Origin of the sequence: Arachidicoccus terrestris (genome assembly GCF_020042345.1) — a bacterium.
GTDB lineage: Bacteria > Bacteroidota > Bacteroidia > Chitinophagales > Chitinophagaceae > Arachidicoccus > Arachidicoccus terrestris.
This window is the reverse complement of sequence record NZ_CP083387.1, coordinates 3,280,008-3,298,626: the sequence shown is the minus strand read 5'-3', so window position 1 is coordinate 3,298,626 and position 18,619 is coordinate 3,280,008. Positions and strand designations below refer to the sequence as shown.

At 46.6% G+C, this 18,619-nt stretch carries 11 protein-coding genes and 1 tRNA gene; 8 read left to right on the top strand and 4 right to left on the bottom strand.

Annotated features, from left to right (window positions below):
- Window positions 1-5: 5 nt before the first annotated feature.
- From K9M52_RS12835 to K9M52_RS12810, 6 genes are all read left to right on the top strand, one after another.
- Window positions 6-869 carry a hypothetical protein gene (locus tag K9M52_RS12835; protein ID WP_224068826.1) on the top strand — a complete coding sequence of 288 codons (864 nt, stop codon included), beginning with the start codon at window positions 6-8 and terminating at the stop codon, window positions 867-869.
- Window positions 866-4,489: a hypothetical protein gene (locus K9M52_RS12830; protein ID WP_224068825.1), complete on the top strand. Its 3,624-nt coding sequence runs from the start codon at window positions 866-868 to the stop codon at window positions 4,487-4,489. The genes K9M52_RS12835 and K9M52_RS12830 overlap by 4 nt, the downstream gene beginning before the upstream one ends.
- Window positions 4,486-6,180, top strand: a complete 1,695-nt coding sequence (locus K9M52_RS12825; protein WP_224068824.1) for a hypothetical protein — start codon at window positions 4,486-4,488, stop codon at window positions 6,178-6,180. Before K9M52_RS12830 ends, K9M52_RS12825 begins: the two co-directional genes overlap by 4 nt.
- Before the next feature lie 17 nt (window positions 6,181-6,197).
- Window positions 6,198-7,931: a hypothetical protein gene (locus K9M52_RS12820; protein WP_224068823.1), complete on the top strand. Its 1,734-nt coding sequence runs from the start codon at window positions 6,198-6,200 to the stop codon at window positions 7,929-7,931.
- 9 nt (window positions 7,932-7,940) lie between these two features.
- Window positions 7,941-9,038, top strand: coding sequence for a hypothetical protein (locus tag K9M52_RS12815; protein ID WP_224068822.1), 1,098 nt, complete (start codon window positions 7,941-7,943; stop codon window positions 9,036-9,038).
- A 957-nt stretch (window positions 9,039-9,995) separates the two neighbouring features.
- Window positions 9,996-10,196, top strand: a complete 201-nt coding sequence (locus K9M52_RS12810; protein WP_224068821.1) for an ATPase — start codon at window positions 9,996-9,998, stop codon at window positions 10,194-10,196.
- Between the two features lie 154 nt (window positions 10,197-10,350).
- On the opposite strand, the gene K9M52_RS12805 is transcribed toward K9M52_RS12810, so the two are convergent.
- The 4 genes from K9M52_RS12805 to rpsT form a co-directional block, all read right to left on the bottom strand.
- Window positions 10,351-10,424: transfer RNA gene (locus tag K9M52_RS12805), tRNA-Met, on the bottom strand.
- Window positions 10,425-10,516: 92 nt separating this feature from the next.
- A complete protein-coding gene (gene guaA / locus K9M52_RS12800) occupies window positions 10,517-12,052 on the bottom strand; it encodes a glutamine-hydrolyzing GMP synthase (protein ID WP_224068820.1) in 1,536 nt (511 codons plus the stop codon).
- A gap of 107 nt (window positions 12,053-12,159) precedes the next feature.
- On the bottom strand, window positions 12,160-13,404 hold the full coding sequence (locus K9M52_RS12795) for a serpin family protein (RefSeq protein WP_224068819.1): 1,245 nt from the start codon (window positions 13,402-13,404) through the stop codon (window positions 12,160-12,162).
- Window positions 13,405-13,681: 277 nt separating this feature from the next.
- On the bottom strand, window positions 13,682-13,942 hold the full coding sequence (gene rpsT / locus K9M52_RS12790; RefSeq protein ID WP_091399826.1) for a 30S ribosomal protein S20: 261 nt from the start codon (window positions 13,940-13,942) through the stop codon (window positions 13,682-13,684).
- 213 nt (window positions 13,943-14,155) lie between these two features.
- Between rpsT and K9M52_RS12785 the strand changes: the two genes are divergently transcribed.
- A complete protein-coding gene (locus K9M52_RS12785; protein WP_224068818.1) occupies window positions 14,156-16,888 on the top strand; it encodes a 2-oxoglutarate dehydrogenase E1 component in 2,733 nt (910 codons plus the stop codon).
- Between the two features lie 94 nt (window positions 16,889-16,982).
- Complete coding sequence (gene odhB, locus K9M52_RS12780; protein ID WP_224068817.1) at window positions 16,983-18,569, top strand: 2-oxoglutarate dehydrogenase complex dihydrolipoyllysine-residue succinyltransferase; 1,587 nt, start codon at window positions 16,983-16,985, stop codon at window positions 18,567-18,569.
- The last annotated feature ends 50 nt before the right edge of the window (window positions 18,570-18,619 follow it).

Sequence of the window (18,619 nt, the reverse complement as noted above, 5' to 3'; positions counted from 1 at the left end):
TCATTATGAAACGTTGGACACAGCATAATCGCTTTCGCGCAGGCATACAAGAGGCTCTTAAGCAGGGTGGCCAGGAAGAGCAACCGACTGAAGTACAGATAACCGACTGGCTCTCAGATCTCCGGCTATTAAAAGGCGTTCCTTTCCATTATCTTGTACCTGATCAACGTATGCTCCCGACAGAGTCGATCCGCTTCTTTTCGTTGGATCAAAACTGGGTGGATGCGCTTATAGATGGAGCCTTTAGTATCGGCCGTGTTGTAACGGGTGACCATGTCAGAGATAAAAAATATCTGGACAGACTCAGGAAGAAAATCCTTACGAAAGCAGCATGCAAGCGTTCGGGTCAACAGGAAGGGGAGCCGGTAGAAGCTTCCGGGCAGGTTACGGGGTTTTTACTTCGTTCAGCGGTTGTTCCGGGATGGCCGCAACTGGAAGTAAGGGGAAGTGATGATAGTGGCGAGGCGAAGTTGCTGAGAATGGAACGGCTGTCCACAGACATTATGCTTTGCCTGTTTGACCGGCTGGTTACAAAAGTGCGCTTTAGTGAGCCTGCCGAAGCACTCCATTTTGGTGTTGAACAGGGAATCACACCACTGCAGAAGCTGCTTAAATATGTGCAGGCAGGTCCAAATGGGGAGCAGCCGGGGTCCGTCATTAAGGATGTGCATGCAATGATACCTATGCGCGACGCAACCACAAACAATCAGGTCATAGATATCCAGGCGCTTGCAGGCGACATACATCAACTTCTCATCGATAACCAGGGCATTTCTTCTTCGGCACCTTTTACGGCTGCTGAATTTGCCCTGGAAATGATACAGGGAGTACAAGAAGTTGACTATCTTATTTCAAACCCACAAATATGAGTACAAATACCGGCCTTATTGTCCCTATGCGAGTAGAAGCCCTGCTGATCAGTGCTGCGGACGTCAATTACAATATTTTTCTCCCGGCAAACGCCGATTTTACCCATCTGCCGACTAAGAAAGATAAAACAGGGAATGTCTACCTGAGCCAGTCAGTACTCAATCCACCGTTTACCGGATCCCGATCCATGGCAGAAGGTATTTATTTACACTGGTCTCTGCCAAAAGCCTTACGGACAGGAAAGACCGACAGCAACGGGCAGGTCGACCTCCCCGATGCCCCTAACCGCTGGTTAATCACCCGCACCATCGTTCTGGTAGAAGACGGCTCTGTAAGCTATAAAAACTGGGTTATAGAAAGTGATTATATCTCCGTCACAGACCAGTATAGCCAGACCTCCGTTCCATGGACACCCGATGGAGACAGTGACAATACCTGGCGTTATCTGGGACGGGTATATGATTATGACGATTGGCTGAAAAACGGCAATAAAGGGGACGTATATTATCCTCATCTGAATGCCATGGGATATGGTATTGCAGATTTCGCGGCCTATTATCCTAACTGCGCCAACGTATTCGGCATGTATGATAATAGCCTGAATGGCGGTTTTGATGCCAGTGCGGCCCAGCTTAGCTATACCGTTACAGGCTGGTATCAAAACCCGGCTGCAGACCCTGTATCTAAAGAAGTAATCCACGGGAACGGCAATCGTTTCGGATGGTTGTTTGATGACCATAACGGACAGTTAAGTCCGGATTATCTGTTGGTACAGGGATGTACCAGGTCGGTTGACTGGGAGCCCGGGCTGCAAAAAGGCTATTTCCCGGACGCAGACGATCCGGCGGCAGTAGATATCACCATTGGCAATACCGCTCCGGAAGCACTCGCCAAGCTGATAGCCGAGCTGACAACGTCAGAAGAGCAGTCAGCCGGGCATCGCCAAAACGATGAAACGGAACCTATTGAATTGCTATTGAACGCCATACAGTTGGGCGCCCTGCAAGACCTTGGGCAGCCGGGCGGCATGGCCGTATTTGAGGAACTGCTCTTTGGCGCAGAATACAAGGCTTATCAAGGGGCAGGTCTATGGGATATACAGCCAAGAGAAGGACAACCGACATCTCCATTAGACCCCGCTTTGGCAAGGCAATTACAAGAGCTGAATGAGCTGCAAGCCGCTACCGACGACAAACAGCTTCAGCTAAAACGGCAGCAGCAGCAGAGCTTCGCGGACTGGAGCAAGTTTATGATTGTCCAGCATGAATACCAGGAAGGGCAGCCGTCGTTGACAGACGTTTATAACTATATTAATGAGGAAATAACAGCATTAAGCCTCTTGCAGGCTACAATTAGTGACGCCAAGGATAAAATAGATAAATCGGCAACCGCGATTATGCAGGCGCTGCCCGATTCGATGGCACTGGTCTCACTGGCCGCGCCAAGATTTTACCAGCCTTTGGACCCTGTCCTCTTACTGGCCGGACAGGATATACCGCCACTCCCTCCGGATTATACAGCCCCTGTCCACTGTGTTTTGTCAGAAGACCTGATTAACACCATCAGTTTACCAAAAGATCTTGTCCAAGGTAGCCAGGCAATGGACCTGTCAGCCGCTCTGATACCCCCGTTTGGCGATGTAAGTCAACTTCCGTACCCTGGGATAGCATCTAGCTGGAAAGCACTCCAAATGCTTAATACAGACTTTGCCATAGCACTGGCTATTTTGCTACAACAACAGGGAGGAGAGGGAAACCCGGCGATCATCAACCTGACGGATACTGAAACCAACCTGCGGACCGCACAGGCATCCTGGCTCGCTGCCAAAACTCCCGAAAACAATATTTCTTTCAATGGTCCCGCCCCCGAAGGAAACATCCTGATCAATAAATGGCATGTTCCTTGGTTCCCCACATCTATATCCTGGAATATTGAATTTACGCCATTAGTCAAACTAGATCATGACAACAATAAAAGCTATCCCCCGGACATACTGATATCGTCGCTACAATTCAGCAAAGAAGATTTTAACTATATCTATCCGACTGATACCGACTTTAACGGTATGCTTCAGCAATACCAAGGTACCACCTTACTCAGCAGTGGCGCTGTTTCAGACCTTCGTACCCAGATTTCTGAATACCTTAAATATTATAAAGACGACGCACTTCAGAAGATCCTAAATGATTTAAAAAGCACGCGCACGCTTTCCCAGTCGCTCAGTGGCTTCCATGATATACTCTCCATGCTGGAACCGGTGATGCAGATGCCGGTTGCTGATCCTGCAGCGATTGCCAGGCCATATTATGACTTTTCCAATATTACACTTCCGCCGGCGGTGGCAGACCAAAATCAACGGACACCTTTACTCAGCGTCTCGTATAACCCGCTGAGAGCGGGCCGCGCCAGCTTGCGCAAGCTCTATATTATTGATTCTTTTGGGCGTAGGAAAATGGTCAACATAAACGATCTGGCTGTAAGCCAGTCCATTCCGAGTCGGCGCCAAGGTCTCAATGAGCCGCCGGAGATGTTCCTGCCTCCCCGCCTATCGCAGCCGATGCAACTGAATTTTCGTCTTCTGTCGGCTGCGGACCATCATGTTGAAATGACCAGCCATGCAGACGACAGCCCCGTTTGCGGATGGGTGGTTCCTAATCACCTCGACAGCAGCCTGATGTTCTTTGACGCGACCGGCGCGGCAATAGGCACGCTGCTTACCTCCGCAAGCAGCGATATGGTTTTCTGGAGGGATGCGCCCGGCAGCGCCTCAGCCGGCACGGACATGGAAAAGACCATAAAAGATGTCAACCCGATACTACGTCAGTTTATTGAAGGAGCCAATGCCAATGGTGCTTCCTATATACGTAATTTCATCAGCACACTGGATGAGACCACCACCTATGTTGTTCCGAACAGCGGACAGCAGAACGTCTCCACCGCCGTATTGATCGGCACACCGATGGCACTCATACAGGTCGGACTAGGCCTAACCCTAATGGGTGGCCCCCAACCAGACCAGAGTTTTGCGGCCCTCAAAGAGGATATGAAGCGGGGCAATGTACAAATCCGGTCGGTAGCCGGCTTTACAAATATTGAGTTTCCGATTTTGCTGGGAAGCCTCACAGAGCTCAATGACGGGCTATATGGTTACTTTAAGTCTGACAATGCAGGGGAGGGCCTTTATGATTTCAGGACATTTTATTCTGAGGCAGCCCCACCGCAGACAGCACATATTAAGGCACCGTTACCGGGTACGCTGACTGTCAGGCCAGCAGATACTGCCCTGTATAATCTTGCCTTGCTGATCGATCCACGTTGCGAAATACATGCCTATACCGGCGTACTCCCCGTTAAATCCATCACGATCCCGCCGGCTATATACAGCGCAGCGCTTTCAGCCCTCTCATTTACCTTCCTGGGCGCGCCAATTCTATTCACCGGACCGGAAGCGGTATTTCCTGCCCCGGCTGAAGGGGACGGCACATGGAGTTGGGTTACTCTGCAAAACAATCAATGGGAAGAAGAGGACATCCAAACAGTTAATCAACAAGCCACGCTTAAAAACGCCGCCGATCTATCGGAGGGCTGGCTGAAACTTGACAAAAATACAAACTCATGAACAAGCCTCAAAAAAACAAACGGCCCCAGACGGCCACCAGGCGACTTTCCTTTTTTAACTCAGTGCAGAATTGCGAAGGACTGAACTTTATGACCATAGATAAAACCGAGTCACTTAAAATAAAACTGGTTAATAATGGCTGGAGTTCATTTCAGACGCAAAAAGCGGAGAGCACAGCATCAAGGGCACGGATCATTATCGATTTTACAAAGACCGTAGGCAACCTTGTCTTTACAGAGCCGCCCCGAAGAGTGCCTGGTTTCAGTCTGTCAGTCAGCGAGGACAACCTCATATATACGTTTGAACAAACTGCCCCCTACTGGAACTGGTTTACCAATGATCAGATCGTACTATTGTTTCCCGCGGTAAAGGCGACCGGTCAAAATGGCTGTGGCTTTGTGGAGGCGCGCATTGAAAATGTTGAGGGGACATATACGGCTACATCAACGACCGCCTTATTTATCCTGGATAAAAACGGCGAAGTCTGTGACATGGCAGCAACCTGGCGCTATGACAATTCCGTCTATATAAGCGGCCAGGCAAATGATGAAGGAGCCGGTGTTATGAAACTAGCCATCACCAACAGTATTGGATTTTTACAAACGGGCCAAAACGGGTCTAATACCTCTTTTTATTTTCAGCTCAGTGATGGTTATTCACGGGATTTTAATGCGCTAATGCCTCCTGAAATGGCACAATTGATGCGGGTTGAGATTAGTGAAGCCTATAACTGGAAGGTTAAAAAATTCGGCAATGCCGATTACCCTGTTTGGAAGATTACTTATGCGTCGGCTAAAGGCGGCTCACCGGCAGAAGTCCTGCTGAAACTGATACATATTAAGAGCCTGGAGCAATCTGCCCGCGACACACAATGTATTCTTTATTATCTGGATATTCCCGGCATGGCAGACGGTTATCAGATATTGAATATACCCGTCAGGCAAGCGACTGAAGATCAGATCAATGCCGGGGCCGGCCTCTCCATTGACTCTTTTACAGCCAATGCCACCACCCTCAACAATATTAACGGCCCGGCCCAGGTATTACTCTCCTGGAGCACTACAAATGCTGCCTACGTTACGTTATCGGGCCTGGGAATCGTAGATGCTACCGTCACCGACCAGGATGTTTACATTGAACAAACAACCACCTTTGTACTGACTGCATTCAGTGCTTCGCTGGCCGGCGCTGTGTCCAAAGCGGTGACTGTTACTGTCACGCCGGACCTTCTTTCACGCGTCATTCCCAAAGGAACAATCCTGATATGGAGCGGATCAGCGGAGACTATACCGGCCAACTGGAGCTTATGTGACGGCACCAATGGCACACCGGATCTGCGAGATAAATTTATTGTCGGCGCCGGCAACAATTATACGCCCAATTCCAGTGGTTCGGCCAATACACACACCCATGCCATTAATGTAGCAGATACCGAATTTACATCTACCTCTGACGGTAACCACACGCATGCGATGCCCAGTAATTGGTACGCCCGTAACCTGAGCTGCGGCGTTCATACCGGCATTGACACCAATGGTCACTTTGACGCCAATAACACGCACACACAAGAGGCCGGCGTACACAATCATACGGTCAAAGTGGTAATCCCCTCCTTTAATAGCGACAACAATGATAATCCCCCACTGCCTCCCTGGTATGCACTGTGTTATATTATGAAACAAGGCGTCTAACTTCCAAAATTTATCCCATGAGTGCACTAAATATCCAGGTCGTCATTCAGAACAACGACCAGAGCCCAGAAATATATACCGGGCAGGATAACACGTTGACGATACAGTACATAAACAATACCGGCAAATCTATTACGCTAAATGGAGGGAAGGCTATAAATCCACCGCCACCTGCAGACGGGCCGGCAGATTTTCTGCTGGACTTTTCCATGCTATATGAAGATCCTGACGATCAAAAGAAAATAACCCTGACCGCTACTGGCTGGGATATCCGTTTCTTCCCCGACCCCGATTACCCGGTCTGGGCGGCAGCTCCAACAAATACCTTGCAGTGGGAAAAGGGCGAAACGATTGAATTTACCGCGGATAAGATCAATCCGACCTCTGGTACCGGAACTGTCTATGTCAGTTCGGAGTTGTATAATCTGGGGGCCGAACACGAAACGCTTATATCAACCACGCTATTGATCAACGAACCGCCGGCCAGTGGCAAGGATCTTACCCTCACAATGTCTTTTAACGCAGTGGCTAACCCACCGGATCCGTCGAACGGGAAAAATCAAAAAATACCTGATATTGGTATCACTAAAGACAGTACAGCTCCCTATGTCAACACATTACAGCTAACGTTTCTGAATAAAAGCGGCAATACGCCCATTGTACCGGATAAAGTGCCATGGGACACCAACCCTCCGCAATTTATCGTTTCGTTTGTTCCTTCGGGAGGCGCGCCGGGATATTATGCTTTAACGACACCTGATGCAATAAACGCCTTCGGCTTTGACCTGGCCAAGGGTACTTCTGGCTGGAAAACGCCTCAAAAAACATTGGGCAGCCCCGCTACATGGATTTTGGAGCCCGATCCATCCAACCATGCTATACTAGGTATTCAGGGAAAGGCGATTGCTCAGTTTAATGTCACCAATATCATCACGGATTTTATCAATGGCCCAACCCTGTTATATGTACAATATAGAAATATCCCGGGGTATAATGATGGCTATTTTGCTTCCCTTCTCAACAAGCAATACCCTCCGATGGCTATCCGTTCTTTTTCTGTAACGCCACAGCAGATAATTGTTGGTAACAATACCCTTGCAACAGCCCAACTCAATTGGGATGTCGATGACGCCACCTATATAGAAATATCAGGTTTGGGTAAAGTCGCTTCTTCCGGTGCGGCAGTAGCAGTTCCCTGCAACATGAACAGTTCATTTGTCCTTACCGCAATCGATATGATTGTAGGCGATCTCCAGACAGCCAGTTCCGCGATCACTTTTAGGCCTGCAATCTCACAGCGTTGGACACCGGTTGGAAGTATTGTTGCCTGGAGCGGTGGCATAACAGACATTCCCGCAGGCTGGGCGCTTTGCGACGGTAATAACGGGACTCCGGATCTTAAAGACCTTTTTATCATGGGAGCAGGGGGGAGCAAAACACCTGGCCAGACAGACCCCTTACCGGTTCATCAGCATATGCTCTCCGGATTCAAGGTGACCGCCCAGTTCGACAACGCAGGAAGCCATACACATAGTTTACCTGCCAACTGGTATGCCCGAAACTTCAGCTGTGGCCACTGGGCAGGTTTTGATGTAGCCGGGTCAGGAACAAATTCCAAATTGCAGAATGCGGGAGAACATACCCACCAACTGAATGTAGACTTTTCACAACTGAAGACGGATGCCAATACCACTGCCCTTTTACCGGACTGGTATGCGATGTGTTATATTATGCTGTTAAACCCCTCATAGCCTTTGATCATGCCAATAAATATTCAAAATGCATTTCAGCTATCCCTGGAAGATCTGATTCGAAAGACTTTTGGCAATCAGACGTCGATTGCTGAGGTCGTTGCACTTTCCAGCCGGGCAGCCGTCACGGCCCGGCTGGTATTACGCGGATCCGGCCCGCCAAGTGTATTTATAAAACATATAGCCGCTGATGCTTTTCCTGCTCTACAGTTGGTAGATACCCATGTCGAATTTGCCGAAGAGCTATTAGCTCAACGATTCCTGCAGTCGCTTCAGCCATCGGCCCCTTTCCGCGCCAACCTGCTGGCCTTCGACCAGCAGGGCATTTTTTTGCTTGATGACTTAGGTGAATCTGGGCATAGCACCATGCGTAGCTTTGATTACATTATTGAAAGACTATCCAGATCTCTGGCCATATTGCATCTTTGTACACGCGAACAAGCAACTCATTATTATGGCATGCGTCAAGAAGCAGGACTTGGCCATCCCGGAGATGACCGGCGGCGTTATGGGGGCCCCGCCCAACTCAAGCGATTTCAGGTGGGGCAAAAAATGCTGTTGGCGCTGGCTGGACGCCGTAATATCGATAGCAACGAGATGGAACAAGAACTGGAACGGGTGCGCGCCATTGTAACAACTCCCGGACCCTTCCTGGCTTTGATCCACGATGATCTCGGAAATGCCCGTCAAACCTTTGAGCAAGGGGATGACCTGTTTTTGCTAGATTTTGAATACGCCCGTTTTGGTTTGAGCCTGATTGATCTTTGCAAACCCATGATGGGAAAATTTGAAGTTAATCTAGACAACGGTAACTACTTATGGAACGACCCCCATTTTCCAATAACCCTGGCCGAGGCCTATCGTAAGCACCTTGAAGAAATTGGTCATCTTTGTTTCCCGGACCAGCAATGGTATGACGGGCTGTCTGCAGCCTTAATTTTTCATACACTCACCTTGCTTGGCCGACTGGATCATCTCGAACCCGACCGAAGGCTGGTTGGTACAGTGCAGCAAAACGTTAATGGGATTCTTTTCAGGCTTCTGGAACTCCTCCCTGCACATGATAAGATAATGGTCCCGTTTCTTAATGCATATTTTAATAAATAGCTACACCTCAGGTATTCGATTAGTTGTTACATTTTCCTTCTTCATATTTCAAGTCTGTGACTCATAAATTTACAAAAAACATCTGTGCCAAGTCATTTATGTGCAAAACAGCAAAGCAAGCAATATCGATTATTCAATAATAGAGAGTATAAAAGGGATTGGCATTGACAACACAATCTAACAAAAATCCCTAAAGTCCGGATAGCATTTACCAAATTGATAAGCTCATTGTGTAAGTTTCTCTTCGGTATATTGAAGTGCCACCAAATACACTATCTCATAAAATGCATTCCTTTCCCTTGACTATCTGCTTACTTTTCCTTTTCCTCCTTATTTTCTAAATAATTGTCATTACCACTAAGTGATCTCATAGCATTCAAGGGTGTTACTATTTTTTTACCCATATCGACCGACTATGTTTCCAAAAGGACGGCTTTCTCCGAAATGAATTCGGCAACCTGTTTCATGCACTGTTTCGCAAAGCGGAAGGCCATATTGCAATTATTGAGGCGTTAAGTGCAAAAGGCAAAGGCCTCAAACAAAATGAAATTATAAAGGCAGCGCATCTAACCAATAATGGTGCGTAACCCTTATGTTGAAAGAACTAGAGAAAAGCCACTTCATTCGTAAATATCGTCCTTTTAACAATAAAGAAAAAATGAGCCTCTACCCATTAGCGGACCCTTATTCACTTTTCTACCTAAAATGGATAAAAAGCTCGAGCGACCTAGACCAAACCAATTGGCTCAAGCAACTTGATAGCCCGAAAAGCGAGCATGGAGCGGTTATGCTTTTGAACAAGCCTGCCTTGAGCATATAGAGCAAATCAAAGACGACGCATTGGGCATATCGGCCATAGAAACAAGAACATCTTCCTGGGTTGGACACGGGGACCATCAAGGCGCACAGATCGACCTTGTAATTGATAGACGAGATAGAATAATTAATCTATGCGAGATGAAATTTTCCATCCATCCGTTCACAATCAGAAAAAGCTATGCTGATGCCCTGGCTACAAAAATCGCGGTATTTAAGGAACAGACAAAAACAAAATCAGCCATATATCTCACACTGGTTACCACTTTTGGTTTAGCACCCAATAGCTATGCTTCGTCCATGATTCAAAACGATTTGCAAATGGATATGCTATTTAAATAGTAATCATATTTTAGACTGCTGTCATTGCACGGCTAGAAGGTTTAAGTTGTATATTTTTGTTGGGTATCAAATTAAGTACAAGCAGTAAATAGCAGTTAGAGGATATGGCAAAAAAATATCCTAAGTAATTGACACTTAGGATATTTTATAAGAGTAGCGAGATCGGGAATTGAACCCGAGACCTCAGGGTTATGAATCCTGCGCTCTAACCACCTGAGCTACCTCGCCGTGGTTACCCAAGAACACACTCGTGCGCTAATGGGTTGCAAAAGTAAAGGGAAAATCCATTTTTTGCAAAAAAATCGGAATAATAATTTCTGTTACTCCCATTCAATGGTAGCGGGTGGTTTGCTGCTGATATCATATACCACCCTATTGATACCCTTAACGTTATTGATAATGGCGTTTGAGACATCTGCCAGAAACTCATAAGGCAGATGAGACCAGTCAGCTGTCATCCCGTCGACAGAGCTTACGGCTCGCAAAGCCAAAGTAAATTCGTAAGTCCTTTCGTCCCCCATTACCCCGACACTTTTAACCGGCAGCAGAATGGCCCCGGCCTGCCAAACCTGATTATACAGATTTCTGTCTTTTAATGCTTTAATGTAAATATGATCTGCTTCCTGCAACAATTTTGCTTTTTCTTCTGTTACCTCGCCCAGAATTCGGATCGCCAGGCCTGGCCCGGGGAAAGGGTGCCGGTTGATCATATCTGCCGGAATACCCAGTTCCAGTCCCACCCTTCTGACCTCATCCTTGAATAAAGCTCTTAACGGCTCCACCAGCTCCAGATTCATCGTAGCAGGCAGGCCGCCTACGTTATGGTGAGATTTAATGGTAACAGAAGGTCCGTGTACAGAGACACTTTCAATTACGTCCGGATAGATCGTTCCCTGTCCCAGAAACGATGCTTCATTGATTTTCTGTGCTTCCTCGTGAAAAACATCAATAAAAAGCTTACCGATGGTTTTTCTTTTGGCTTCTGGGTCAGATTTGCCCGCCAATTCTTTATAAAAGAGCGCTTTGGCATCCACTCCTTTAACATTCAGTCCAATTTCATTATAGGTCTCCAGAACTTGCTTAAACTCATCTTTACGCAATACCCCGTTATCTACAAATATGCCATGAAGTCTGTCGCCAATGGCCCGACTGATCAGGGTAGCGGCAACCGTGCTGTCGACGCCGCCACTAAGAGCCATAATAACATGTTTATCTCCGATCTTCTCCTTCAGAGAAGCTACGGTTTCCTCTACGAAAGACGCCGGCGTCCAGTCTTGCGCGCACCCGCAGATACCCACCAGAAAATTGAACAGAATCTTTTTACCTTCAGTTGAATGATATACCTCCGGATGAAACTGCAAGCCATATAACGAATGGGGTTCAGCAGATGTTTTCTTAAATGCCGCTACCGGTATGCTTTCGGTGGTCGCTAAAACTTCAAAACCTTCAGGCAATTGTTTGATCGTGTCACTGTGGCTCATCCAAACCTGACTTTTAGCAGATAATCCTTGCAATAACACATCATCTAACTGACGAAGCATCTGCGCCCGGCCATACTCACGTTTATCAGATTTTTCCACCCGGCCGCCAAACACCTTGGCCGCCAGCTGTGCCCCGTAACAAACACCCAGAACCGGCACGCTGTCCAAAATAGCCTGAATATCTATCATCGGCGCATCCTGTTCATTCACACTGCAAGGCGAGCCACTCAGTATCACTCCTTTAATATTCTCATTAAAATCCAGCGTACTATGGAAAGGAACAATGTCGCAATACACATTCGCTTCTCTTACCGCTCTGGCAATCAATTGAGTGTATTGGCTGCCAAAATCTAAAATGATAATCTTTTCAGTCATAAAATTTGAATATTAGGAAATGGTTACCGGGAATTTGCCGCAAAGCTAAACAAAAAGCCGGTCTTATTAAAACCGGCTTTTTGAATATTTAAAATTAACCCGTGTGCTTATTCAGCGTCTGGGTTCATGATCTTACCCATAAATAAAATCGTATTGGAGGTTTTCTCACTGATTATGATACCAAAGGGATGATCACAGATAAACTGCGATACTATCGGGACCGAAGTTACGCCTATTCCGGTAGTCGTAACGGCTGCAGCCTCAGTCCCCTCTTCATCCACTTTCAAGTAAGTATCCTGTTTCACAAAGCTAACAAAGAGATTTCCGTTCCTGGGGGCTGCCATTTTAGACAAATCTGCTAAAGTACTATTAAAAGCCGATTTCATACCCATCGACTGTAACACATCATTCAACTTGATCGAAAAGGCAGGAATGGTAAAACGGGGCAGGCCGACATTGACTTCCCTTTTTGCCATATTGGCTTTAAGTGTTTCCCACTGGGCACCATCTATACCAGAGAGTACCTCATCCAGCTTTTTACCCGCTCTAGGCAATATGACCGTCATCGCAAACTGTCCATTGCCATAGGGAAGCCTGACGGCCATATAATCGTCAGCAGTATAATTCTCAAACGTTTCCTGCTGATGCATCATCTGTACCTGTTTGGAACTGCCATCCTCCAGATGAAAATCTGCCGGAGCTGTCATGGCCTTATCAAATTTAGAAGCCCAGTCACCCTTAAAATACAAAGCGTTCAGTAAAAACATAACGTCTTCACTTCGAATCGAATCCAATACTCTGGTTATTTTGCCATTGGTTTTCTTGCTGGCCCAATCATTAATAAAAGACACATCGGTCGGTTTAAAATCCAATGGTGTCACGGTAGCGTCGAAGTGCTTCTCAAGACCTTTTGTGTATTCTGTATCAAAAGGAAACGTTTTTCTGTACCAGACAGAATTATACAGGCCTAACTGAACCTTTGGATCCGCCTCCGGTAACTCGTTCAGCAGCGTTTTATAAGCCTGATTTACCTCATCCAGGCTTTGGCCATTCAAATTCAGCACCTGGAGCATTTCATCGTAGGTCGTACCCGATGCGCCGTTCAATACCATACCTAAATCCATATGCAGGCTGAGCGGGGAAATGAAGAAATTGTCATCCTTGGGCTGATCGGCCTGAACATGATGCAGCAGGTTAAATGAAAAGTCATTGACATGTGTGGCAACCATGGGGCTGATACTGATCTGTTTAACCGGAGCCTGCTTTTCTGATCCACCGGAATGTAAGCCTTTGCTGCAGCCGGTAAGGGTCAAAACCCCCAGAAAAAGCGAATAAGCAAAAAAATGGTTCATATGGATATATTTTTAATATTACATTAATCGCTCCTTCAGTTGGATATAATCAATGAAGGGGCGTTCTTATCTAAAACGATATATAATAAAAAACGCTACAGTGTTGCAGGAACATTGAACTTTAGTACAAAAATGGCACCACGGCTAAGCAATACTACGTAAAACAGGCACACCTTTGGAAAGGGATAGGCACAAAAAAAACCAGATGTCTTGTTTTTCAACTCAACTATCTGGCTTTAAATAAGATATATGAAAAAACTAACTCAAATCACCCTCCTTAGGCGGGTTTTTTAAATTCAGTTTTTCTGGCTAATTTGCTTTTCAGGTTATTAGCTTTATTTTTATGAATAACACCGCGTTTTGCCAATTTATCGATCATAGAGAAAGTTAAAGGCAATGCAGCATCATAAGCTGCATCATCGGCAGACGCTTTAAGGTTACGGATATTGTTACGGGTTGTTTTACCGTAGTAACGGTTTCTGTCCCTGCGCTTAGCTGCTTGACGTACGTCTTTTTTGGTAGCTTTATGATTTGCCATTAAAAATTTCTTTTTTGAGTAACTGTTTTTTCGGACTGCAAATGTAGAGCAAATTTCTGAAAGGAAAAATTTTTTTTAAAAAGGCCGCTGATACTGCCGTTATACGGCGAGCCGCTTATTGAAAAAAAAACCTAACATTAGGCTTTTATTAGAAGGGAATATTTGATATTTGCATTCAATTATAACTCATCTCACAAATACCCCTGGGGAGATATGAAAGATTTCTCGTATATAACCAATTCCCACCCTTCATTTATTGAAGGATTGTACAAAGACTTTACAGAAGACCCACAAAAAGTAGACCCTGATTTTAGAAAATTTTTCGAAGGATTTGACTACGCCGTAGCCGGTGACATACCCAGTGCAGGGACTGGAAGCGTAAATACCAACCAGCTTTCCAAAGAGTTCTCCGTATATAAACTGATTCATGATTACCGTCAGAAAGGCCATTTAATCGCGCAGACCAATCCGATCCGTTCACGTAAAGACCGGCATGCGAACCTGGACATCAAATACTTTGGCCTGACAGACAAAGACTTAAACGAAAAATTCCAGGCCGGGCAGTTTATCGGCCTTCCTGGTGGCACCTTGCAACAAATCATTGACAAACTAAATAAGCTCTATTGCGGATCGGTAGGCGTAGAATGCACCTATGTAACTGATCCTGATACATATAACTGGATCATAGACGCGGTCGAAAAGAAATTCCTGGAAGTACCTTCCCTGGAAAAGCGTAAAAGAAACCTGGAAAAGATCAACCAGGGGGTCATTTTCGAGAAGTTCCTACATACCAAATACATAGGTCAGAAAAGGTTTTCATTAGAGGGTGGCGAGGCGTTAATTCCGGCGCTGGATGCAATTATCCATGAGGCAGCCGGTAATGAAGTGGAAGAGGCTGTCATCGGCATGGCGCACCGTGGCCGCCTGAACGTCCTGGCCAATACACTGGGTAAGACCTATGAACAAATTTTCAGTGAGTTTGAAGGTGTTATACCAGCTGATAAGACGCAGGGCAGCGGTGATGTAAAATACCATTTAGGGTTCAGAAGTGATTTTATTACCGCCAGTGGTAAAAAGATCAATCTACAGCTCTGTCCTAATCCCTCCCATCTGGAAGTAGTCGACCCGGTGGCCCTTGGGTTTGCCCGGGCGAAGGCCAATGTGCTCTATAATTTTGAATACAATAAGATCCTCCCCATTCTCATCCATGGAGACGCTGCCCTTGCCGGGCAGGGCGTGATCTACGAAGTCGCTCAGATGAGCGAGCTGGAGGGCTATAATGTTGGAGGGACCGTACATCTGGTCATCAATAATCAGATTGGTTTCACCACCGACTACAAAGACGCCCGCAGCTCTGATTACTGTACGGCTATTGCCGGCATTACTAAATCTCCCGTATTTCATGTGAACGGAGATGATATCGAAGCTGTTGTAAAAGCCGCCGAGATTGCGACCACATTCAGACAGAAATTCCATCAGGATATCTACATTGACATTCTCTGTTATCGCCGTCATGGGCATAACGAAGGCGATGAGCCTAAATTTACGCAGCCACATCTGTATTCCCTGATTGATAAACACCCCAATCCCAGGGAAGTGTATATGGAATTTCTCACCAAAAACGGTGAAAAGGACGCACAGTTACTGGCCAAGGAAATGGAGACCAAATTCTGGAACGATTTGCAGGAGCGTTTTGATGAAGTCCATCAAAAGCCTCTCCCCTACAAATTACAGGCGCCGGAAGAGTGGTGGCAAAAGCTGCGCTATTCAGAATCGGGGGACTTTAAAGATTCACCGGTTACAGGTATTGACCAGACAAGCGTAGCTGATCTAATGGACAAGATTCTGACCTGGCCGGAGGACTTTCAGCCACTGCGCAAGATTAAAAAACTTTTGCTGGACAAAAAGGCACTCTTTGACAAGGATGGCCTGATCGACTGGGGCACAGCCGAGCTTTTAGCTTACGCCAGCCTGTTGGTTGAAGAACAGACGGTCCGCCTCAGCGGAGAAGACGTTAAACGCGGCACCTTTGCCCAACGTCATGCCGTCTTATTCGATGAGCATACCAATCAGGAATATAACCGGCTGGATCACTTATCCAATAATTCCAATACAAAATTCAGGGTATATAACTCCCTGCTGAGCGAATACGCCGTACTAGGCTTTGAATATGGATATGCACTAGCCAATCCAAATAACCTGGCGGTGTGGGAAGCGCAATATGGCGATTTTGTCAACGGTGCCCAAATGGTCATCGACCAATATATTACCAGTGCCGAATCCAAATGGGGCTTAATGAGCGGTGTTGTTTTATTACTACCCCACGGATATGAAGGCAGCGGGCCAGACCACTCCAGTGCCCGGCTGGAAAGATTCTTACAGAGTTGTGCAGAACAGAATATCGTTGTCACCAATATTACGACTGCCGCGAATTTCTTCCATGCTTTAAGGCGTCAGATGAAATGGCCTTTCAGAAAGCCGCTGATCAATATGTCGCCAAAGGCCAACCTCAGACACCCGGGCTCGTATAGCAAAGCCGCAGACTTTGCCGGTGAACACCGTTTCCAGGAAGTGATCGATGACTACCAGGCAGATCCGGCACAGATTAAAAAAGTATTGCTTTGTTCCGGTAAACTGTATTTTGATCTGGAAGAAAAAAGACAAAAAGAAAACAGAACCGACATTGCGTTGATACGCCTGGAACAGATCTATCCTACACCCGAAGAACAACTTATTGCCCTGCATGAAAAATATAGCAATGCAGTCTGGTTCTGGGTACAGGAAGAACCTCAGAACATGGGAGCAGCGACCTTCCTGCAGACCAACTTCAAAGCATTCCCTTATGGTATTATCAGCAGAAATGCCAGCGCCTCTACTGCGACCGGTTATGCCAAAGTTCATAAGGTGGAGCAGGAGGAGATTCTCGATACGGCTTTTAACGTCTGATTACACAGAAGAAATAAAAAAACAGAAAGGCCATTTAGATGGTAAAATCTAACAAACGGTTTACCTTTAAGTGCCCTGCAAATTTTATAAGAGTATGATAGATATCAAAGTCCCCACAGTGGGGGAATCCATTAGTGAGGTGACCTTAATCAAATGGGTCAGAAAGACCGGAGATTACGTTAACCGTGATGAAGTTATTGCTGAACTGGAAAGTGAAAAAGCAACCTTTGAAGTCAATGCCGAACAGGCAGGTATCCTGGAAACTGTAGCAGAAGAAGAGCAAACACTTCAGATTGGTGACGTGCTTGCCAAAATCGATGAAACAGCCACAGCTCCGGCAGCTGCAAGTCAGGCACCCACCCAGTCAGAGCAGCCCGCTGCTGCTGCACCTGCTGATAGCACCGCTCCGTCAGCAGCTCTGGCCGAAGCCGTAGCTGTCGGCAAAGGTGTTATCGAAATGACCGTCCCTACCATCGGGGAATCCATTACGGAAGTAACGCTGGTAAATTATCTCAAGCAAGAAGGGGATTTAGTTAAAAGAGATGAGCCTATCGCTGAGCTCGAAAGTGAAAAGGCCACCTTTGAACTTAACGCAGAGGAATCGGGGAAACTGTCCCTGGTAGCCAAAATAGATGATGTGTTACAGATCGGAGATCTGGTGGCTAAAATCGATACGGATGTTGCGGTCCCGAATGAAGCACCTGCGGCCAGCGCACCGGCAGCCCAAAATACCAGTACTCCAGCTCAGGCTCAGCCTGCTGCAGAAGCGCCCGTTACCACCATACCCAATGACCTTAAGGCAAGTCCCGTGGCCTCTGCCATGATTGCCGATAAAAAAATTGATCCGACGACAATTACAGCCACCGGTAGCGGCGGTAGAATCATGAAAGGTGACGTCCTGGCTGCGCTGGCCAGTCCAGGCAGACAAACCTTCCCCGGACAGCCGTTGAACGCCCGTAACGAGCGCAGGGAAAAAATGAGTAACCTGCGTAAAACCATTAGTCGCAGACTCGTGGAATCCAAAAACACAACCGCGATGCTCACCACTTTCAATGAAGTGGACATGACGCGTATCATGGAGATCCGCAAACAATATAAAGATAAGTTTAAAGAACAGCACGGTGTAGGCCTTGGCTTCATGAGCTTCTTTAGTAAGGCCTGTGCCATTGCGCTTAGTGAATGGCCTGCCGTTAATGCTTATATCGACGGCAATGAACTGGTCTACCATGATTACGCTGACATCAGCATTGCGGTAAGCACTCCCAAAGGACTCACCGTACCGGTTATGCGCAATGTAGAATCCATGAGTATGGCAGAGATTGAAAAGTCTGTTGTTGACCTGGCAACCAAAGCGCGTAACGGGAAACTGGGCATGGACGAATTGACAGGTGGTACCTTTACCATCACCAACGGTGGTACTTTTGGTAGCCTGCTAAGTACCCCTATCATCAACTTACCCCAGAGCGCGATCCTGGGTATGCATAAAATCCAGGAAAGGCCAATGGCTATTGCCGGACAGGTGGTTATCCGTCCGATGATGTATGTTGCACTAAGCTATGACCATCGCATCATAGACGGAAAGGAATCAGTAAGCTTTTTGGTAAGGGTGAAAGAGTTACTGGAAAATCCGGAGCTCTTACTCTACAGTAAAAATCCGGTCAAAGCATTGCTTGAACTCTAATTTTATATCAGTTATAATTAAATAAAATCCGGTGCAAATGGCCCTTATAC